Source organism: Bradyrhizobium sp. P5_C11_2, from assembly GCF_054049755.1.
This window is the reverse complement of sequence record NZ_JBFULT010000016.1, coordinates 1-20,041: the sequence shown is the minus strand read 5'-3', so window position 1 is coordinate 20,041 and position 20,041 is coordinate 1. Positions and strand designations below refer to the sequence as shown.

Sequence of the window (20,041 nt, the reverse complement as noted above, 5' to 3'; positions counted from 1 at the left end):
TTATGGCCGCCCCGTGGCTCAACCGTGGCATGGAATCGACAGTCCGGCATCCTTTTGCCCAAAAACCACCCCAGGGCCGCTAAACTTGCGGCAAAAAAGCCACAGCTAGGGTCTCGCAGCGCGGGAGAAGGTCTGAAACGCTGGAATTGTGGCAGATTTCAACGATAATGGGGGGCTACGGAGTCGTGGTCTTTGAGCTTGGCTCAAGCTCCGCGAAAGCATGTTGTTGTCGATTGGAACCAAATCATGTCGTCGCTGAAAGTTACGCTGGGTATTTTGGCCGCTGGCCTGATGCTGTCGGGCTGCATGCAGGCCACGCATTTTGAGGCGACCGACACCAAGGCCTTCAAGCCGAAGGACAAGGAACTGCTCGCCAAGGTCCGGTACGAGAACACCCCGGTCGCGGAGCCGTTCCGCCGCGCCATCGTCGATTACCATCGCAAGGAATCGCCGGGCTCGATCGTGGTCGATTCCGACAACCACTATCTCTACTGGGTGATGGATGGCGGCAAGGCGATCCGTTACGGCATCACCGTCGGCGAAGAGGCCATGGCCTGGTCCGGCATCGCCAAGGTTGGCAGCATGACGGAATGGCCGGCCTGGCATCCGACCCCCGGCGAGATTTCGCGTCTGGGCGTGCCGACCTTTGTCGCGCCCGGTCCGGACAATCCGATGGGCTCGCGCGCGATGTATCTCTATTCGGGCGGCAAGGACACGCTGTTCCGCATTCACGGCACCAACCAGCCGGAATATATCGGCGCCTCGATCTCCTCGGGCTGCATCCGCCTGACCAACGAGGACGCGATCGACCTCTACAACCGCGTCAAGGTCGGCACTATCGTCGTGGTGCTCGAGCCGAAGCACGGCGACTCGCCCTACAATTCGCGCCTCGCACTCGGCGGCAGCCAGACTGGCCAGGCGGGCAGCTACTGATCGATCCAGATCAGACGAAATTCAAAAGCGCCGGTTTCACCGGCGCTTTTTTGTTGCGGACTTGCTCTTGCCGGGATCCGCAGCCGGCTTGGCCGCGGGGGCGGCGGGCTTCTCGGTCTCCTCGTCCTCCGCCCCCTCCTTCGTCTCCGGCTTGGCCGCGACCTCGCGCGGCGGCGCCTCCTCGGGCCGAACCGCCGGCAGCAGCGGGGCGACCTGGGGCAAGGGATCCCAGACGTTCCATTGGCAGATGCGGTAGTCGTTGCGCCGCTGCGCGAGATCGAGATGGATGTGGTCCTCGTGGTACCAGTCCGAGCCGGGGCCGAGCACGGTGGAGAAGCGCGCGCAGACCGAATGCAGCACGCGCTCGCGTATGTCGCGCGACATGGAGCGGTCGGTCAGGCCGATCGACTGTCCGTTGGCGAGCTTGATCGCGCGCACATCGAGCGCATTGGCCTTGCCGTGCTCGGACAGCAGCGCGCCCGCAATGCGGTTACGGCCACGGCACTCGAAGGAGTCGAAATTGTCGAGATCGGCAATGGTCGAGCCCAGGCTTGCGGCCAGCGGCACCATGTCCTTGCGCACCCAATCGGCGATCGCCGACGCCATGGTGCAGCGGAGGATCGCCGCCGGCTTGACCGCGACCTTGCGCTTGTCGGGCAGCACGATGGCCTCCAGCCGCACCAGATCCTCGCCGCCACAGGCGCCGGGGCCGCGGATATCCGGAATCGACGGCGCGATCGCGATTTCCTCGGTCAGCGCGAGACGGCAGGCCGAGGCCTGTTTCTCGGGCGGCGGCGCGGCCTCGGCCGGCTTGGTGGCGTCCGGCTTGTCGCGAGAAGGTTTGCCTTCGGCCTCCGGAGGGGCCTCGTCCGTTGCCTTGGGGGCCTCTTCGGGACGCGGTTTTGGCAGCGGTATCCTGGCAGGTATTTTGGCGGAATGAACCGCCCCGCGCGGCCGTGGTGTACCAAGGCCGAAAATATCGAACGGCGCAGCGTATTTTCGCGCGTCCACGGGCTCCGGCAGCACAAGCAACAGCCCCAGCGCGGCGGTAACCATGGCCGCGCCGGCGGACATATAGCCGCGACAAGACCATTTGCGGCGAAAGTCCGGCAGGCTAAAACTCATGACAATTCTTTGGCCCAGGGCTGAGAGCGATAACAAAGTCCAGCCTTACTCGGAGGAACGTCTGAATGCTTGGTCTGATGCAAGATTGGCCCCTGCTCTGCCACCGGATCATCGAACACGCCGCCAGGATTCATGGCAAGCAGGAGGTCGTCACGCGATCGGTCGAGGGACCGATCCACCGCACCACCTATGGCGAAATCCACAAGCGCGCGCTCAAGGTCTCGCAGATGCTGGAGCGCGACGGCATCAAGCTCGGCGACCGCGTCGCGACGATCGCCTGGAACACCTGGCGCCATCTCGAGGTCTGGTACGGCATCATGGGCATCGGCGCCATCTGCCATACCGTCAATCCCCGCCTTTTCCCCGAGCAGATCGCCTGGATCATCAACCATGCGCAGGACCGCATCGTGATGACCGACCTCACCTTCATCCCGGTCCTGGAGAAGATCGCCGACAAGCTGCCAAGCGTGGAACGCTACGTCGTGCTCACCGACAAGGCGCATTTGCCCGAGACCACGCTGAAGAATGTCGTGGCCTATGAGGATTGGATCGCAGAGGCCGACGGCAAATTCAAATGGAAGGACTTTGACGAGAACACGGCAGCCGCGATGTGCTACACCTCCGGCACCACCGGCGACCCAAAGGGCGTGCTGTATTCGCATCGCTCCAACGTGCTGCACGCGCTGATGGCCAACAATGTCGACGCGCTCGGCACCAGCGCCTCCGAGACGATGCTGCCGGTGGTGCCGCTGTTCCACGCCAACAGCTGGGGCATCGCCTTCTCCGCGCCCTCACAGGGCACCAAGCTGGTGATGCCCGGCGCCAAGCTCGACGGCGCCTCGGTCTACGAGCTGCTCTCGACCGAGAAGGTGACGCATACCGCGGGCGTGCCGACGGTGTGGCTGATGCTGCTCCAGCACATGACCGCCAACAATCTGAAGCTGCCACATCTGAAGATGGTGATCTGCGGCGGCTCGGCGATGCCGCGCTCGATGATCAAGGCGTTCCTCGACATGGGCGCGAACGTTCGCCACGCCTGGGGCATGACCGAGATGAGCCCGATCGGCAGCGTCGCGGCGCTGAAGCCGCCGTTCGCCGATGCCACCGGCGAGGCGCGGCTCGACGTGCTCCAGATGCAGGGTTATGCGCCGTTCGCCGTCGAGATGAAGATCACCGACGATGCCGGCAAGGAACTGCCCTGGGACGGCAAGACCTTCGGCCGCCTCAAGGTCTCCGGCCCCGCCGTCGCCAAGGCCTATTACCGCGTCGACGCCAACATCCTCGACGAGGACGGCTTCTTCGACACCGGCGATGTCTCGACCATCGACGAGGCCGGCTACATGCGGATCACCGACCGCTCCAAGGATGTAATCAAGTCCGGCGGCGAATGGATCTCCTCGATCGACCTGGAGAACCTCGCGGTCGGCCACCCGGCCGTGGCGGAAGCCGCCGTGATCGGCGTCTTCCATCCCAAATGGGACGAGCGCCCGCTCCTGATCGTGCAGCTCAAGCAGGGCCAGCAGGCCACGCGTGAGGACATCCTGAATTTCATGGACGGCAAGATCGCCAAATGGTGGATGCCGGACGACGTCGCTTTCGTCGACGGCATCCCGCACACCGCCACCGGCAAGATCCTGAAGACAGCGCTGCGCGACCAGTTCAAGGACTACCGCTTCCCGAACGCGGCGGCGTAGGACTTACACGTCATTCCGGGGCGATGCCAACGGCATCGAACTATGGTTCGCAATTGCGAACCTGAGAATCTCGAGATTCCGGGTTCGCCCTTCGGGCGCCCCGGAATGACGGGCAGTAGCAACCCGGACTCCCTTGAATTTGCCGCCGGGGCGTGGTCTCAACGCCTTCATTGTCGCGCCAAATCGGCCGGCGCCGCCCCCAAACCCCGACAGAGCTCACCCGATGGCCCGCAGGTTTTCCGCCCCCTATCAGTCGGAGCCCGTGTCCAGCCTCGCAAGCTGGGCGCGCAATCTGGCCGTGTTCGCGGTGGTGGCGGTGCTGGTGTCGATCGCCATCGTTCGCTTCGGCTTCCTGGAGATGAAGCCGGCGCTCGCGACCTTCCTCGGCGGGCTCGCGATCGCCGCGCTCTCGATCCTGTTCGGGCTCGCGGGCTTTGCCGCGATCTGGCAGAACGGCTCGCGCGGCATGTCCCGCATCCTGCTCGCCTTCCTGATCGACGGCGCGATCCTGGCCTACCCCGCCTATCTCGGCCTGCAATACCGCAAGCTGCCGGCGATCCACGACATCACCACCGACCCGATCGACCCGCCGCGGTTCGATGCGCTGGCGCGCCTGCGCACCGGCGACGGCGCCAACCCGGCGGTCTATGCCGGGCTCTATTCGGCCGAGCAGCAGCGCCATTTCTATCCGGACATCGAGCCGATCGAGCTCGAAATCTCCGTCGACCGCGCCTATGCGATCGCGCTCCAACTCGTCAACAAGCGCAAATGGCTCGTGATCGACGAGCGCGCGCCGCAGCCGCCGCGCCGCATCGGACGCATCGAGGCGGTGGCACGCTCGCCGATCATGGGTTTTCGCGAGGACATCTCGATCCGGGTTGCACCTGACGGCGACGATTCCCGCGTCGATATCCGCTCCGCCTCGCGCTATTTCGAGAGCGACCTCGGCAGCAACGCCGCGCGCGTCACCAAGTTCATCGACGATCTCAACACCGCCGCCGATGCCGACGCGCTGAAGCCGGTGAAGAAGACGCCGGTGGCGCCGCCCAAGGCGCCGGCGAAGACGGTGAAGAAGTAGCGCCACTGTCATTCCGGGTGCGCGCGTCAGCGCGAGCCCGGAATCCATCGGGCCGCAGAGTTGGTGGATGAATGGATTCCGGGCTCGATGCTTCGCATCGCCCCGGAATGACGGGTGGGGCTAAGCGCCCGCCATCCGGTACGTCCCCGTAATCACGGGATCGCCATCGGTCGCCACCACGCCGCGCGCGACCAGATCCTCCAGATGCGCCAGCACGGAATAGCCGGCCGCGGTGGTCAGCCTGGGATCGATGCCGATATAGATCGCCCGCACCATGGTCGGGATGTCGGCGTCACCCTTGGCGAGGCGGTGCAGGATCGAGGCCTCGCGCGCCTTGCGGTGGCGGATCAGGAAGCGCACGAAGCGCGGGCCGTCCGGGATCTCGGGGCCGTGGCCGGAGAAATACAGGTCCTCCTCGCGCGCGGCGAGGCGGTCGAGCGACTCCATGTAATCGATCATCGAGCCGTCGGGCGGGGCCACGATCGAGGTCGACCAGCCCATCACGTGATCGCCGACGAAGTTGAACTTCCGCTCGGGCCAGGCAAAGGCGAGGTGGTTGGCGGTGTGGCCGGGCGTCGCCACCGCTTCGAGCCGCCAGCCGGCGCCCTCGATGACGTCGCCATGGGCGATCCTGAGATCCGGCGCGAAATCGCGATCGGCGCCGGACTCCGGATTGTGCTTCTCGCTCTCGAAGCGCGGCCGCGAAGCGCGGTGCGGACCCTCGGCATAGACGGTCGCGCCGGTTGCCTGCTTGATGCGCGCGGTGTTGGGGGAGTGGTCGCGGTGGGTGTGGGTGACGAGGATATGCGTCACGGTCTCGCCGCGCACGGCATCGAGCAGCGCGGCGGCGTGCGCCTCATTGTCCGGACCGGGATCGATGATGGCGACGTTGCCCTGGCCTATGATGTAGCTGACCGTGCCGGTGAAGGTGAAGGGGCTCGGATTGTCGCAGAGCACGCGCCGCACGCCGGGCCGGACTTCCTCGACGATGCCGGCTTTGAGCGGAAAGTTGCGGTTGAACGGGACGTCGTCGTTGTCGGACATGGGACTTCCTGTGCACTGCCGCCCCACCTCTCGCCGTCATACCCCGCGAAAGCAGGGTATCCAGTACGCCGCGGCGTCTGAGGCGAAGGCGAGGTCTCTGGGATACTGGATCGCCCGCCCCAGTGCGCAATTGCGCACAAGGCGGGCGATGACAGCTGAGCAATCAGAAAAACGCCTGAATGCCCGTGATCGCGCGTCCCAGGATCAGGGCGTGGACGTCGTGGGTGCCCTCGTAGGTGTTGACGGTCTCGAGGTTATGGACGTGGCGCATCACGTGATACTCGATCGAGATGCCGTTGCCGCCGTGCATGTCGCGCGCGACGCGGGCGATGTCGAGCGCCTTGCCGCAATTGTTGCGCTTGACGATCGAGATCATCTCGGGGGCGAACTTGCCCTCGTCCATCAGGCGGCCGACGCGCAGAGAGGCCTGAAGGCCGAGCGCGATCTCGGTCTCCATGTCGGCGAGCTTCTTCTGCACCAGCTGGGTCGCGGCGAGCGGCTTGCCGAACTGCTTGCGGTCGAGCGTGTACTGGCGGGCGCGGTGCATGCAGTCCTCGGCGGCGCCAAGCGCGCCCCAGGAGATGCCGTAGCGGGCGCGGTTGAGGCAGCCGAACGGACCCTTCAGGCCGGAGACGTTGGGCAAGAGCGCATCCTCCGGAACCACGACGCCGTCCATCACGACCTCGCCGGTGATCGAGGCGCGCAAGGACAGCTTGCCGCCGATCTTCGGCGCGGACAGGCCCTTCATGCCCTTTTCCAGCACGAAGCCGCGGATCTGGTTGTCGTGCTCGGCCGACTTGGCCCAGACCACGAACACGTCGGCGATCGGCGCGTTCGAGATCCACATCTTGCTGCCGGTCAGGCGGTAGCCGTCCGAAACCTTCTCGGCGCGGGTCTTCATCCCGGCCGGATCGGAGCCGGCATCGGGCTCGGTCAGGCCGAAGCAGCCGACCCACTCGCCGCTGGCGAGCTTCGGCAGGTACTTCTTGCGCTGGTTCTCGTCGCCATAGGCGTAGATCGGATACATCACCAGCGAGGACTGCACCGAGTTCATCGAACGGTAGCCGGAATCGACCCGCTCGATCTCGCGTGCGACCAGGCCATAGGCGACATAGCCCGCATTGGCGCAGCCATATTCCTCCGGCAACGTGATGCCGATCAGGCCGAGCTCGCCCATCTCGTTGAAGATCTCGCGGTCGGTCGTCTCTTCGAGATAGGCCTTGGAGACGCGCGGCAGCAGCTTGTCCTGGGCATAGGCGCGCGCGGTGTCGCGTACCATGCGTTCGTCTTCGGTGAGCTGCTCATCGAGCAGGAACGGATCGTCCCACTGGAAGGAAGCCGCAGCCGGCTTGTCCTTGGTCTGAGGGCGCACGCTCATGAAACGTCCTTTCGCGTCTGGTTCCGTCAACAATTGCCCGACAAAGTAAAGTGCCGCGGCAACAAGTGCAATTGCATCCTGGTTTCGGTCATTCCGGGGCGATGCGACGGGACCACGCCGGCGTGGCCCGGAGCATCGAATCCTGTACGCCTCGACAACATCGCCATTCCGGGTCTGGCGCCTTCAGCGCCGGTCCCGGAATGACCGCGTCAGATTTCGAGCTGCTCGTTGGCGACGATCTCGATGCCGAAGCCCGACAATCCCTTGTAGTCGTGCACCGAGGAGGTGAGATGCCGGATCGAGGTCACGCCGAGATCGCGCAGGATCTGCGCGCCGACGCCGACTTCGCGCCACTGGCGGTTGCGGTCGGCCTCCGTCGACGTCTCATCCGGCAGCGGCGCCACGGGAACACCGGCCGCGCCGTCGCGCAGGTAAACCAGCACGCCACGGCCGGACTTCTTGAAGTGCTCGAGGACGGCCGCCATGCGCTTGTGGCCGGTAAAGGTGTCCTTGACGATGTTCGGCTTGTGGAAGCGCGTCAGCACGTTCTTGCCGTCGCCGACGCCGTTATAGACGAAGGCGACGTGGGCGATGGAATCGAACGGCGAGCGGTAGGCATAGCCCTGCAAGGGCCCGATCGGGCTCTCGGTGACGAAGGTCGAGACCCGCTCGATCAGTTTCTCGCGCGCCTGGCGGTAGGCGATCATGTCGGCGATGGTAACATGCTTCAGCTTGTGCTGGGCGGCGAAGCGGGCGACCTGCTCGCCCTTCATCACGCTGCCGTCGTCGTTCATCAATTCGCTGATGACGCCGACCGGCGGCAATCCTGAGAGCTTGCAGAGATCGACCGCGGCCTCGGTGTGGCCGGAGCGCAGGAGCACGCCGCCGTCCTTGGCGATCAGCGGGAAGATGTGACCGGGCCGGGCGAAGTCGCTGGCGCCGGCATTGGGATTGGAGAGAGCGCGGCAGCAGGAGGCGCGCTCTTCGGCCGAGATGCCGGTGCCGCCGTCGGGCTTGTAGTCGATCGAGACCGTGAAGGCGGTGGTGTGGGCGGAGTCGTTATGGGCGACCATCGGGTCGAGCCGCAGCCGGCGTGCGTCCTCGGTGGTGATCGGCGCGCAGACAATGCCGGAGGTGTGGCGGATGATGAACGCCATCTTCTCGGCCGTGCAGAACGAGGCCGCGACGATCAGATCACCCTCGCCCTCGCGGTCCTCGTCATCGGTCACGACAACGAGCTCGCCTCTGGCAAAGGCCTGCAAGACTTCCTGAACGCTATCGGGCATTTCCCAATCTCTATCGGTTATGGCCCGGAGGCTTAGCCGGACTTGGGGCTCGGCGCTAGTGTCCTGAACGCAACCACATATGCCCGGAGGCTGCCTCCCGGCGGGCATTCGGGCTTGCACCGAAGATACCAGCGATATAGGCGCGGATGCTTCAGACGGAAGGCGCCCGGACGCCGTCAGGGCAGCACTTCGCGCCGCTCGCTCAACCGCTGATCGAGTTCGGCGCGCTTGTCGGCCAATAGCCCGGCCTGGGCGGCTTCGATCACCGTGAACAGCTCATGGGCGTCGCTGAGCCGGGTCACGGTGACGTAGCTGGCGCCGGCCTCATAGAGCTCGCCGACATCGGAGAGGAGGTCGGCGGTCGCCACGATCAGGGCGGTCGGATTGAGGGTGCGGACGTGGCGAACCAGCTTCTCGTTGCTGGCGCCCTTCAACAGCGCATCCGGCACGCTGAGGATGATCATCTCGGACTTGCCTACGCCGGCATGGAGCAGCGTGTCGGCGCTGCTGATGTCGCCATAGATCACGTGCAGGCCGCGCGACAGCAACGTCTGGTACACATTGGGGTTGAAGTCGATCACGGTGATCTGCTCCAGCAGCACCGGGGCCTGCCGTTCGATCTCGGCGAGCAGTGCGCTCGCCGCACGGAAAAAGCCGAGGATGACGATACGACGGGCCTCGCCATGGCCGCCCTCATGCCCCTCCTCGGCATGGCCGTTGCCATGGTCGAGGTCGCGCAGGCCGATCTTCTTCAGGGGACCGATCGCCCAGCGCGTGATCCCGTCGCTGCGGGTCATCACGAAGGTCGAGAGCACGGCCAGCACCACGAAGGCGAAGGAGGCCGCATTCGCCGTCTCGGCTGCGATGTGGTGATCGGCGACGCCGGTCTGAATCACCACCAGCGAGAACTCGGAGATCTGCGCCAGGTTGATCGCCGGCAACAGGCTGGCGCGCAGGCCCTGCTTCATCAGATAGAGCGGGGCGAAGGTGGTGACGAGGCGGCTCACCACCGTGAAGGCCGCGATCATCAAGGCGAGACCAATGACGGAGAGGCCGGGCACCGGAATGGTCATGCCGAGCGCCACGAAGAACAGCGTGATGAAGAAGTCACGAAGCGTGGTGACCTTGGCCGTGACGTCGAGCGCATAGGGGAAGGTCGAGAGCGAGACGCCGGCGATCAGCGCCCCCATCTCGCGCGACAGCGAGAGCTGCTCGGCGGTCTCGGCGACCAGGAAGCACCACGCGAGCGCGCCGAGCAGGATCAGTTCGGGACGGCGGGCGATCTGGTGAAACAGGCGCGGCAGCACATAGCGGCTGACCAGCAGCGCGGCCGCGACCAGTACCGCGACGCGGCCGATCGAGAGCAGGATGACGCTGACTTGCAGGTTGGCGAGGCTGGGCTGCACCGCCAGGAACAGGATGGCGAAGATATCCTGGAGCACCAATACGCCGAGCGTGACGCGGCCGGGCAGCGTGTCGAGCTCGCGCTTCTCGTAGAGCACCTTGACGATGATGACGGTGCTGGAGAGCGCGCAGGCGACACAGAGGTAGAGCGCGTCGAAATGCCCGCCGCCGAACGACAGGCCGATTGCGGCGAAGAACAGGATGCCGAGCAGACAGCCGCCGAGCAGCTGGCCGCCGGCCGCGAACAGGATCACCTTTCCCGCCCGCACGATCTTCTTCAGGTCGATCTCCAGCCCGATCATGAACAGCATGAAGATCAGGCCGAGCTCGGAGATGACGCTGATCGATTCCTGCGACTTGACCCAGCCAGCGCCGAATGGACCAATGCAGAAGCCGGCGATAAGATAGGCCAGGATCAGCGGCTGCCGGGAGAAATGGGCGAGCAGGCCCAGCATCCAGGCAAACAGGATACAGAGAGTGATGTCGCGAATGAGTTCGTGCATGGCAGATCGGTCCGTTTTGCCGCACCCTAGAGACGGGTTGCGGCGCGGCAAGCGAGCAATTCGTCACATGCGGATGGGGCTTGCCGCTGCAATGCTGCTATGCCCGCTCACCCTTGCCGCGCCCGCAGCCGCCCAATCCAAGGTCAATATCGAGCAAAGCTTTGCCGATTCGCTCACCGCGCTGCCGAAGGAGGACCTCGGCGTTTCCGGCGGCTTCTACGTGCCGGCCTATTCCAGCGTCGCAATGAGCCAGGGCAAGCTGCGTGTCGACTTCTCGGTGACGTTGAGCGTGCACAACGCCTCCGAGACCCAGCCGCTTGTCGTCAAACGCATCGCCTATTTCGACACCACGGGCAAGCAGGTCGAGAGCTATCTGAAAGCCCCCGTCGCGCTGAAGCCGCTGGCCACCGTCTCCGTCTTCATTCCGACCGACGACGTGCGCGGCGGGACCGGGGCCAATTTCATCGTTGACTGGGCTGCGACCGGCGAGATCGCCGAGCCCGCGGTCGAAGCCTTGATGGTTGGCGGCGTCGCCAATGCGCATTACGCTTTCATCAGCCAGGGCCGTCCGACCCGGACGGCCGGCAAGAAGTAAGACCGCCCGACCCGGACGGTCGGCAAGCAATCAGGCAGGCCGGCGCAATGCCGGCCGCTCAACAAGAAGAGACACGAGGAACGCCCCATGACGTCCAGCTTCGATTTCGCGCCCCTGTTTCCCGCAGGGCTGCCGGCCCCCTCTGCGCGCTGGACGGGACTCGCCAAATACAGCTTCGTCGGCGGCAACAACGACTCCGAGCAGGTCCCCCTTGACGACCTGATCAAGGCCGCCAACCTCGCCCTGCAACGCGAAGGACGCTCGCTCGCAACTTATGGCCTGGCKCACGGCCCCCAAGGCTACCTGCCCCTGCGCGAATTCCTTGTGACGAAACTCAAGCGCGACGCCGGCATCAACTGCACGGTCGACGATCTCCTGATCGTGTCCGGCTCGTTGCAGGCGCTCGACCTCGTCAACAGCACGCTGCTGGCGCGCGGCGATACCGTGATTGTCGAGCAGGAGAGCTACCAGGGCTCGCTGACCCGCCTGACGCGGCTCGGCGTCAACGTGGTCGGCATTCCCCTCGACAAGGATGGCATGCGCATGGACGTGCTGGCCACGACGCTGGCCGATCTCAAGAGCCGCGGCATCCGGCCGAAATACATCTACACCATTCCGACCGTGCAGAACCCGACCGGCAGCATCATGCCGGAGAGCCGGCGCGCTGAATTGCTGCGATTGTCGGCCGAATACGGCGTGCCGATCTTCGAGGACGATTGCTATGCCGATCTGGTCTGGTCGGGACAACGGCCGCCGGCGATCCATGCGATGAGCCCGAACGGCGGCGTGATCCATATCGGGTCGTTCTCCAAGTCGATCGCACCGGCGCTRCGCGTCGGCTTCGTCGTGGCGCCCTGGGATGTGATGTCGCGGATGCTGGCGCTGAAGACGGATGCGGGCTCGGGCGCGCTGGAGCAGATGGTGCTCGCCGCCTATTGCCGGCCGCATTTCGCAACCCACGTGCCGGCGCTGACGAAGACGCTGCGCACCAAGCTCGATACGCTGATGGAAGCCCTGAACGAGCAGTTCGGGACCGCTGCCGAGTTCGAGGAGCCCAAAGGCGGCATCTTCCTGTGGGTGAAGCTGCCCGACCAGGTCGATACGCTGAAACTGTACCAGGCCGCGCTCGCCGCCGGCGTCTCGATCAATCCGGGGCCGGAATGGTCGACCAGCAAGAGCCATTCGAGCTCACGCCTCAGGCTGTGCTTCGCAAGCCCGACGCATCAGCAGATTCGCGAGGGCGTCGCCGTGCTGGCCGAAATCTGCCGCAAGGAGTTCGGCGTGCCGGCCCGCAGCGCCAATGTGGAGAAGGCGCGGGCGTGATAGTTTATTGTTTGAGCATGATCTTTTCGGAAAACCGCTGCGCACTTTTCCGGATCATGCTCTCAGGCCGCGTGTGGCTGGCTGCCGTGAATGGCGGAGGCCAGCCGCAGCAGCAGGACGATCGAGACGTTGCCCTTGCCGGCCTCGATCTGGGCGATATAGCGCTCGGAAATGCCGGATCGGCGGGCAAGCTCCCGTCGCGACAGCTCGCAGCGCGCGCGCGWGGACCGCAGCCGGTCGCCCAGCTCAGCCAGGAACGCGGTCTCGGAGTAAGGCGGCACGGCGCAGCTCCCCGGCAGCACTTCGCCCGCAAAATCCACGACTTGATTCAGCATTGGTCCATCCACCTTCGCCTTCCGGAAATGCCATCCTACCGGGGAAACGGCCGGCCTCATTGATGCGGATCAAATTGACGCGCGTTGGTGGACGAGCGCCACGGGGATGCTAGAGTCCCGGCTCGATCGAGGCAGGGTTTTTCCGGGACATGACGCGTTGTTTGAGCCGCTGGACCGCGGCCGGACTGCTCTGGGCTGCATTGACGTCCTCAGCGGCCGCGGAGCCTCTGGCGATGACGGTCGAGCAATGGGGCCTGCTCGGGTCGTGGGCCGTCGATTGCGCGCTGCGGCCCGACCGCGACAAGGGGGCGGTGCTCACCTACGAGGTCAGGGCGGACGGCCGGGTGATGTACCGGCGCAATTTCGGCGACGCCAGGGACGAGAGCGAGGTCGTGTCCGCGACGGTCAACGCCGAAGGCCTGCTCAATGTGATGGTGTACTTCCCGTCGCTGCATCAGACGCGCGAATTCGGATTGTTGCTGCAGAAGGACGGCGGCCTTCGCGCGATCTACAATCGCAGCGAGCGCGGCGAGTACACGATCAGGGACGGCAAATACGTCAAGACAGGCGAAGCCACACCCGCACAGCGCCGCTGCGATTAAGGCTCATTCTTGAGCATGATCTCCGCGCAAACGCGTTCCGCGTTTGTCGCGAGGGAAAGCCGCTGCGCACTTGGCGCTAACGCGGCCGTTCGGATCCGGATCATGCTCACCTGAACATCCATTCAGAATTCTCCTGTAGTTCCTCCGGAACGTTCGCGCACACGCGCCGTTCTCATCTGCATTGAATTGGAGGAGGACATCATGAAGAAGCTTGGTTATGTGGTTGCGGCGCTCGGCGCACTCGCCATCGTAGCACCGACGATGGCGAGTGCGGAGACGGTGGTGATCAGGGGCGGCCATCATCACGACGGCCCGTACGGCGCCCGCGCCGAATACGGCATGCATCGTGACTACGGCATGCATCGTGACCACGGCTGGCATCGCGGCTGGCGTCACCATGGCGACAGGGTCGTGGTGATCAAGCGCAGCCATCGCCACTGGGACTAACGCGCAACGCAACATTGAAATGGCCCCTCACGGGGCCATTTCTTTGCGTTCGAAATCCGTCGGCAGGACTAGTCCCACGCCGGCGCGAAGCCCGGATTGACACAGCGCCGGTCCTTCGGCAGCGCGGCGATCTTCTCGCGGTCGGCATCATCGAGCGTGATCTTCAGCGCGTCGAGATTGGCCTGCTGGCTCTCGCGCCGCGAAGCCTTCGGGATCGCGGCGACGCCGTCCTGGTCGAGCAGCCATTTCAACGCCACTTGCGCCGCGGTCGCATTGTGCCTGGCGCCGATCTCAGCGAGCACCGGGTCCGATGCGACACGCCCCTGCGCCAGCGGGCAATAGGCGACCAGCGGAATCGACTTGGCGGCGAGATAGGCCAGCACCTTCGATTGATCGAGCATCGCGTGATATTCGACCTGGTTGCAGGCGATCGGCGCCTTGATGTCCTCGACCACGGTCTTGAGCAGCGCGGTGGTGAAGTTGGCGACGCCAATCGCCCGCGTGCGCCCCTCCTGCTTCAGCTTCATCAAGGTCTCGAACACGGCGCCCCAGTTCGCAGCCTTCGATGGCCAGTGCACGAGATAGAGATCGACATGGTCGAGCCTGAGCTTTGTCAGGCTGGCGTCGAAGGCGCGGCGGATCGCGTCCGGGGCGAGGTTCTCGTGCCAGACTTTTGTCGTGACATGCAGCTCGCTCCGCGGCACGCCGGCGGCGGCAAGCGCCGCGCCGATCGGCTCCTCGTTGGCATACATCTCGGCGGTGTCGATGTGGCGATAGCCGATCGACAGCGCGCTCTCGACTGCGGCGCGGCAGGCATCGCCCTGCATGCGGAAGGTGCCAAGGCCGAGCTTGGGCATGCTGATGCCCTGCGTCTTCAGATTGTCCATAAAACAGGCTCCTAAGATATTTCAGCCGCCGGATGCGCGCGGCAATGCCGCGTGGGCAGACTCTTGGGTGATGGAAAAGAGGTGGCGGGAGTGAGCACTATAGCGCGGAAGGCGCGGGGCAGCCAATCAAGATCGGGTTAACGTTGTGGCGCACGACGCCTCGCCAACGTCATGGCCGGGCTTGTCCCGGCCATCCACGCCTTACCGCACGAAGAACGTGGATGCCCGGGACATCAGCGCGAAGACGCGCTTCGCGCTTTTGCCCGGGCATGACGACTGGGGCGCAGAGCTGGCTCTCTCACGAGTGCTGCGCCACCAGGGCCGGGCGCGGCTGCGGCTGCGGCACGATATCGACCGACCAGAGGTCGCGGTTGTCGACGTCCTTCAGGGTCACGGTCATGACGCCGCTGCGGCCGTCGATGTCGACGCGGCCGAAGAACTGCAAGCCGAAACAGGGCGCGAGGTTCTCGCCCTGCGCTGCGCTGCAGCCGTTCTGGTACATCGCGACCGGGCCAAAGGTGTTGTCGAGCTCGCCCGGGCCCCAGGTGCCGGCATGCAGGGGACCGGAGACGAACTCCCAGAACGGCTCAAAGTCCTGGAATTGCGCCTTGCTCGGATCGTAGTAGTGCGCAGCGGTGTAGTGCATGTCGGCGGTGAGCCAGACAATGTTGCGGACGCCGGTGCGCTTGATGGAGGCAAGGAGATCGGCGATCTCATGCTCGCGCCGGTCCGGCGGGCCATCACCGAGCGCGACCGCGTCGAGACTGATCAGGCCGATCGGCAGGTCGGCCGCGATCACCTTCCAGGTCGCGCGCGAAGCGGCCAGCTCCCGCTTCAGCCAGGCGAGTTGCTCGGCGCCCAGGATCCAGCCACGGTGGTCGTCGCCCTTGTTCCAGCTGTCATCGCGAAAGCTGCGCATGTCGATCATGAAGACGTCGAGCAGCGGGCCGTAAGCGATCTTGCGATAGACCCGCCCCTGCCGCGCACCGATGTCACGGATCGGCATGAAGTCGAAGAAGGCGCGGCGGGCGCGCGCGACCAGGCGCGGGGTGCCGTCGTCCTCATAGCCGGCGTCGTCATAGCTGCCGGTCGGCGACCAGTCGTTGGTGACCTCGTGATCGTCCCATTGCGCAAACATCGGCACCTGCGCGTGGAAGGCACGAAAGTTTTCGTCGAGATGGTTGTATTTGTAGTTGCCGCGGAACTGCGCCAGCGAGTGCGCGACCACGGACTTTTCCTCGGTCACCAGATTGCGCCAGGTCTCGCCGTTCGGCAGCTGCTGCTCCGAAGGGATCGTGCAGTCGGCATAGATGTGATCGCCGGAATGGATGAAGAAATCCGGACGGTTGTCGAGCATGGTGCGATAGCTGCGGTAGCCGCCGCGCGAGACGTCGATGCCCCAGCCCTGCCCTGCGGTGTCGCCGGACCAGAGAAACGAGATCGATTCCCCGGCGGCCGGCGCGGTGCGGAAATGACCAACGCGGCTTTCGCCGGCGATGCCGGTCGCGATGTCGTCGAAGCGGACGCGATAGAAGATGTCCTGCCCGGGCGGCAGATCGTTCAGCAGCAGCTTTGAGGTGAAATCAGCGTCCGGCAGCGCATCGCTGGATGCTGACGCAATGATCGTCTTAAAACTCTCGACGGTCGAGCATTCGACCTGCATGCGCGCCGCCCGGTCGGCACGGGCCCAGATCACGGCGGAGCCGTCCGAGACATCGCCGGACTGGATGCCGCCCGCGATCAGCGGGCGGTCGGCGGCGCGGCTGATGTGCGGCTTTGCAAGCGTGCCGAGTGAGGCCACGGCGAGAGAGGACGTGGAGCGGACCAGGAATTGCCGCCGGGTCCATGCGCGCGGGGCGCGGAGCGTTGCCATTCAGGAAACCTTCGTCGAATCGCGACGGAAGGTGCCTGCGCCGTTTGACTCCCGGCTTACGGTTTCTTGACTCCGGGCCTACGGTTTTACGACGGGCGGATGACGGTGAAGGTGCGCTCCCTCTCCCCGTTCTTACGGGGCCGCGACGAGCTTCGCTCGCGCTGAGAGGGTTGGGGTGAGGGGCTGCTTCTGCGATCGCGGTGAGAGAAGGACTCGCGGAGAGTCCTCCCTCACCCGGAATTCGCGCTACGCACATTCCGGCCTCTCCCCGCACGCGGGGAGAGGCGAAGAGGCAGTGGCTCGCCTCAACGCTGCCAGTTGCAGATGCCGCCGGAGCGGCAGGGCCAGGTCTGGATACGCGTATCCCTCGCCTGGGCGTCCAGCGGATTGCCATGACGATGCGCGAGCTTCGCGCGGGCCGCGCCGCGCGGCTGCGCCGGCTTGGCGTGCGCGACCTTCGGCTCCGACACATGCACGCGTTCGACGGCAACCTTTTTCGGCACGTCGACCGGCTCGGCGCGTGCCTGGGCCTCGTTGCCGCCGCGCGCCTCGAGCGCGACAGGGGCAAAGTGCGTTTCGGGCCCGAGCCGCTTCGGCGACAGCACCGCCTTGGAGAGATCGAGACCGAGATACTCATCGGGCTTGTAGTCGTCAGCGCGCGCGACGCCGCCCCATGCGAGCATGAAGGCAACGGCAACAGCAAAATGAACGCTCTTCAGGACCACGGACGCCTCCTGAAATTGATTATGAAAGAGGTAATTTACCCTTATTTAGGAGGCGTCGCGCGCAATTCCAGCGGGCAACTGCCGCCGTGGTTAAGAAGTTTGACGGTGTCAGGCGACCTTTCTCGCCGCACCCGTTCCATCCAGGAACCCCATCAAGCGGCTGCGAATGATCTGTTCCGCCTCGCCCATGATGCGATCGACGAGTTCCTTGCAGGACGGGATGTCGCGGATGAGACCTGCGACCATGCCGCAGCTCCAGGCACCGGCATCCATCTGCCCCTCCAGCATGATTCTGGGATAGACGCCTGCGACCTGGTCGTGGATGTCGTCGATCTTCAGCTTGTCGCCCTTCTCGTGCTCGATCTCGAGCAGGCGGTCGACATTGGCATTCTTCAACACGCGCTCGGTGTTGCGCAAGCTCCGCATGATCAGGCGGGTGTCGAGCTCGGTCGCTGCGACCAGCGCATTCTTCACGTTCTGATGCACCGGCGCTTCCTTGGTCGCGATGAAGCGCGTGCCCATGTTCATGCCGGCCGCGCCGAGCGACAGCGCTGCGACGAGGCTGCGCCCGTCGGCCATGCCGCCGGAGGCGACGAACGGGACCTTCAACTCTTCCGCCGCGCGGGGCAGCAGGATCATGTTGGGGATGTCGTCCTCACCGGGATGGCCGCCGCACTCAAAGCCATCGACGCTGACGGCGTCGCAGCCGATGCGCTCGGCCTTGAGCGAATGGCGCACCGAGGTGCATTTGTGGATCACCTTGATGCCGGCGGCCTTCAATGCCGGCATATAGGCTTCCGGGCTGCGGCCTGCGGTCTCCACGGACTTGACGCCGCCCTCGACGATCGCGGCGATGTATTCCGGATAAGGCGGCGCGGAGAAGGCCGGCAGGAAGGTGAGGTTCACACCGAACGGCTTGTCGGTCATGTCGCGGCAGCGCGCGATTTCCTTGGCGAGCAGCTCCGGCGTCTTCTGCGTGAGGCCGGTGATGATGCCGAGCCCGCCAGCATTGGAGACGGCAGCGGCAAGCTCGGCAAAGCCGACGAAATGCATGCCGCCCTGGATGATCGGGTGCTCGATGCCGAACAGTTCGGTGATCGCGGTCTTCACGTAGGGGCCTCCCGGATTTCAGTTGTGTTTGGGTCAGTCTAGCCGGACACTTGCGCTGCGGTCACCATTTCTCTCCGAACGGCCTGATCTCCATCTCGAACGTCCAGGCGCTCTTCGGCTGCTGATAGAGCTGCCAATAGGAGTCGGCCACGGCCGATGGCGGCATCAGCAGATCGGGATTGTCGAGCGCGTTCGGCCCGAGCGCCTCGAGCCGGCGCTGCCGCACCCATTCGGTGTCGACGCCGGAATCGATGATGAGATGGGCGACGTGGATGTTCTTCGGCCCGAGCTCGCGCGCCATCGCCTGCGCCACCGCACGCAGTCCGAACTTTGCACTGGCAAAGGCGGCAAAGCCGCTGCCGCCGCGCAAGGACGCGGTCGCACCGGTGAAGAAGATCTTGCCGCCGCCGCGCTCCAGCATCAGCCGCGCCGCTTCGCGGCCTGCGAGGAAGCCGGAATAGCAGGCCATCTCCCATACTTTTCGAAACACGCGCTCGGTGGTGTCGAGGATCGGGAAGTTGACGTTGGCGCCGACGTTGAAGATGCAGACTTCCAGCGGTGCGTGCTTGTCGGCGTCGTCGAGGAAGGCGATGACCTCCTCCTCCTTTCGCGCATCCAGCGAGCGGGCGTGGATCTCGCCGCCGGCGGCCTCGATATCCTTCACCAGCGGCGCGAGCTTGTCGCCATTCCGGCGGCCGGCGAAGATCGAAAAACCTTCGGCGGCAAATTTCTTGGCGATCTCGGAGCCGATGAAATCGCCGGCCCCGATGACGGCGGCTGTCGCGTTTCGCTTGGGCAAGGTCGCCTCCTCCGGTGAGAGCGTATGATTGGGCCGGAGGCTATAGTTCTAAAATAGAACTGTCAAACTACGTGACCGGATGCTAGGTATTGCGGTGAATTTCGTTGATCATTCAAGTCAGTTCCTTTTTCTGACTGAGACATCTCGGCCCGGAGACCGCATCATGAAATGGGACACGCTGGACGAAGAGCCCTGCTCGCTCTCCCGCACCGTCGCCGTGGTCGGCGACCGCTGGACGCTTCTGATCCTGCGCGAATGCTTCTTGCGGGTGCGCCGGTTCGAGGGCTTCCAGTCCTCGCTCCAGATCACGCGGCACCTGCTCTCCGAGCGGCTGAAGAAGCTGGTCCGTTTCGGCATCCTGCGCCGCGTCCCCTATTCCGAGGCGCCGAAGCGTTACGAATACATCCTGACGCAGAAGGGGCTCGACCTCTACCCGATCATCATGGCGATGGTGCATTGGGGCGACACCCACATGGGCGACGAGCGCGGCCGCCCGCTGCTGCACGAGCACAAGAGCTGCGGCAAGGTGTTCGACCCGGTGATGGTGTGCTCCGAATGCGGCGAGCCGCTGCAGGCCAAGCAGGTGCATGTGCATGCGGGGCCGGGGCGGAGGGAGATGGCCGGATGAGATCCCCAGTGTCGTCCTGGCGAAAGCCAGGACCCATTACCCCAGAGCGTGGTTTGGCGACGACTCGGAGTTCGGTACTGCGACCATCTGCAATCGATAGATTCCGCGGTATGGGTCCTGGCCTTCGCCAGGACGACGATAGGGAGGCACTATGCTCCTTGCTCGTCAGATCTCCTCGGCGAGACCAATGCGGGAACCAACCGGGCCTGGAGATGATCGTTCCAAAGCGGGCTGTGAGCCGAAGTGCCGCGCGCGACGATGCGTGACTAGCG

At 64.9% G+C, this 20,041-nt stretch carries 19 protein-coding genes; 8 read left to right on the top strand and 11 right to left on the bottom strand.

The genetic code is table 11. The features are described 5' to 3' along the window. The first annotated feature begins 246 nt into the window (after nt 1–246). Nucleotides 247–933 (top strand): L,D-transpeptidase, encoded by a 687-nt coding sequence (locus tag ACXJL8_RS03440; protein WP_456619759.1) that lies wholly within the window; start codon nt 247–249, stop codon nt 931–933. A 36-nt stretch (nt 934–969) separates the two neighbouring features. On the opposite strand, the gene ACXJL8_RS03435 is transcribed toward ACXJL8_RS03440, so the two are convergent. Continuing rightward, the gene (locus tag ACXJL8_RS03435) at nt 970–2,058 is read right to left on the bottom strand and encodes an extensin family protein (RefSeq protein WP_456619760.1); all 1,089 of its coding nucleotides are present in this window, start codon (nt 2,056–2,058) and stop codon (nt 970–972) included. A gap of 65 nt (nt 2,059–2,123) precedes the next feature. Here ACXJL8_RS03435 and ACXJL8_RS03430 point away from each other — a divergent pair, with 65 nt between their 5' ends. Continuing rightward, nucleotides 2,124–3,752: a fatty-acid--CoA ligase gene (locus tag ACXJL8_RS03430; RefSeq protein ID WP_456619761.1), complete on the top strand. Its 1,629-nt coding sequence runs from the start codon at nt 2,124–2,126 to the stop codon at nt 3,750–3,752. Nucleotides 3,753–3,975: 223 nt separating this feature from the next. Beyond that, the gene (locus ACXJL8_RS03425) at nt 3,976–4,830 is read left to right on the top strand and encodes a DUF1499 domain-containing protein (protein WP_456619762.1); all 855 of its coding nucleotides are present in this window, start codon (nt 3,976–3,978) and stop codon (nt 4,828–4,830) included. Between the two features lie 120 nt (nt 4,831–4,950). On the opposite strand, the gene ACXJL8_RS03420 is transcribed toward ACXJL8_RS03425, so the two are convergent. From ACXJL8_RS03420 to ACXJL8_RS03405, 4 genes are all read right to left on the bottom strand, one after another. Further along, complete coding sequence (locus tag ACXJL8_RS03420; protein ID WP_456619763.1) at nt 4,951–5,874, bottom strand: MBL fold metallo-hydrolase; 924 nt, start codon at nt 5,872–5,874, stop codon at nt 4,951–4,953. A 163-nt stretch (nt 5,875–6,037) separates the two neighbouring features. Then, nucleotides 6,038–7,252 (bottom strand): acyl-CoA dehydrogenase, encoded by a 1,215-nt coding sequence (locus ACXJL8_RS03415; protein ID WP_456619764.1) that lies wholly within the window; start codon nt 7,250–7,252, stop codon nt 6,038–6,040. A gap of 209 nt (nt 7,253–7,461) precedes the next feature. After that, nucleotides 7,462–8,538: a 3,4-dihydroxy-2-butanone-4-phosphate synthase gene (gene ribB, locus ACXJL8_RS03410; RefSeq protein ID WP_456619765.1), complete on the bottom strand. Its 1,077-nt coding sequence runs from the start codon at nt 8,536–8,538 to the stop codon at nt 7,462–7,464. 176 nt (nt 8,539–8,714) lie between these two features. Continuing rightward, complete coding sequence (locus tag ACXJL8_RS03405; RefSeq protein WP_456619766.1) at nt 8,715–10,445, bottom strand: cation:proton antiporter domain-containing protein; 1,731 nt, start codon at nt 10,443–10,445, stop codon at nt 8,715–8,717. 67 nt (nt 10,446–10,512) lie between these two features. Here ACXJL8_RS03405 and ACXJL8_RS03400 point away from each other — a divergent pair, with 67 nt between their 5' ends. Next, on the top strand, nt 10,513–11,040 hold the full coding sequence (locus ACXJL8_RS03400; protein ID WP_456619767.1) for a DUF3124 domain-containing protein: 528 nt from the start codon (nt 10,513–10,515) through the stop codon (nt 11,038–11,040). Nucleotides 11,041–11,127: 87 nt separating this feature from the next. Continuing rightward, complete coding sequence (locus ACXJL8_RS03395; RefSeq protein ID WP_456619768.1) at nt 11,128–12,363, top strand: aminotransferase-like domain-containing protein; 1,236 nt, start codon at nt 11,128–11,130, stop codon at nt 12,361–12,363. Nucleotides 12,364–12,425: 62 nt separating this feature from the next. Here the strand turns inward: ACXJL8_RS03395 and ACXJL8_RS03390 are convergent, their stop codons facing one another. After that, the gene (locus ACXJL8_RS03390) at nt 12,426–12,698 is read right to left on the bottom strand and encodes a helix-turn-helix domain-containing protein (protein WP_456684630.1); all 273 of its coding nucleotides are present in this window, start codon (nt 12,696–12,698) and stop codon (nt 12,426–12,428) included. Nucleotides 12,699–12,847: 149 nt separating this feature from the next. On the opposite strand from ACXJL8_RS03390, the gene ACXJL8_RS03385 reads away from it, so the two are divergent. Together ACXJL8_RS03385 and ACXJL8_RS03380 are read left to right on the top strand one after the other, a co-directional pair. Next, nucleotides 12,848–13,300: a hypothetical protein gene (locus ACXJL8_RS03385; RefSeq protein ID WP_456619770.1), complete on the top strand. Its 453-nt coding sequence runs from the start codon at nt 12,848–12,850 to the stop codon at nt 13,298–13,300. Between the two features lie 201 nt (nt 13,301–13,501). Then, on the top strand, nt 13,502–13,747 hold the full coding sequence (locus tag ACXJL8_RS03380; RefSeq protein WP_456619771.1) for a hypothetical protein: 246 nt from the start codon (nt 13,502–13,504) through the stop codon (nt 13,745–13,747). 68 nt (nt 13,748–13,815) lie between these two features. On the opposite strand, the gene ACXJL8_RS03375 is transcribed toward ACXJL8_RS03380, so the two are convergent. From ACXJL8_RS03375 to ACXJL8_RS03355, 5 genes are all read right to left on the bottom strand, one after another. After that, complete coding sequence (locus tag ACXJL8_RS03375) at nt 13,816–14,634, bottom strand: aldo/keto reductase (RefSeq protein ID WP_456619772.1); 819 nt, start codon at nt 14,632–14,634, stop codon at nt 13,816–13,818. A 298-nt stretch (nt 14,635–14,932) separates the two neighbouring features. Continuing rightward, a complete protein-coding gene (locus tag ACXJL8_RS03370; protein ID WP_456619773.1) occupies nt 14,933–16,507 on the bottom strand; it encodes an alkaline phosphatase D family protein in 1,575 nt (524 codons plus the stop codon). A gap of 305 nt (nt 16,508–16,812) precedes the next feature. Then, nucleotides 16,813–17,232, bottom strand: coding sequence for a hypothetical protein (locus ACXJL8_RS03365; protein ID WP_456619774.1), 420 nt, complete (start codon nt 17,230–17,232; stop codon nt 16,813–16,815). 108 nt (nt 17,233–17,340) lie between these two features. Beyond that, entirely contained in the window at nt 17,341–18,342 is a 1,002-nt protein-coding gene (locus ACXJL8_RS03360) for an NAD(P)H-dependent flavin oxidoreductase (protein ID WP_456619775.1), read from the bottom strand. A 61-nt stretch (nt 18,343–18,403) separates the two neighbouring features. Continuing rightward, nucleotides 18,404–19,141, bottom strand: a complete 738-nt coding sequence (locus ACXJL8_RS03355; protein ID WP_456619776.1) for an SDR family oxidoreductase — start codon at nt 19,139–19,141, stop codon at nt 18,404–18,406. A 163-nt stretch (nt 19,142–19,304) separates the two neighbouring features. Between ACXJL8_RS03355 and ACXJL8_RS03350 the strand changes: the two genes are divergently transcribed. Further along, nucleotides 19,305–19,769 (top strand): winged helix-turn-helix transcriptional regulator, encoded by a 465-nt coding sequence (locus ACXJL8_RS03350; RefSeq protein WP_456619777.1) that lies wholly within the window; start codon nt 19,305–19,307, stop codon nt 19,767–19,769. Nucleotides 19,770–20,041 lie beyond the last annotated feature (272 nt).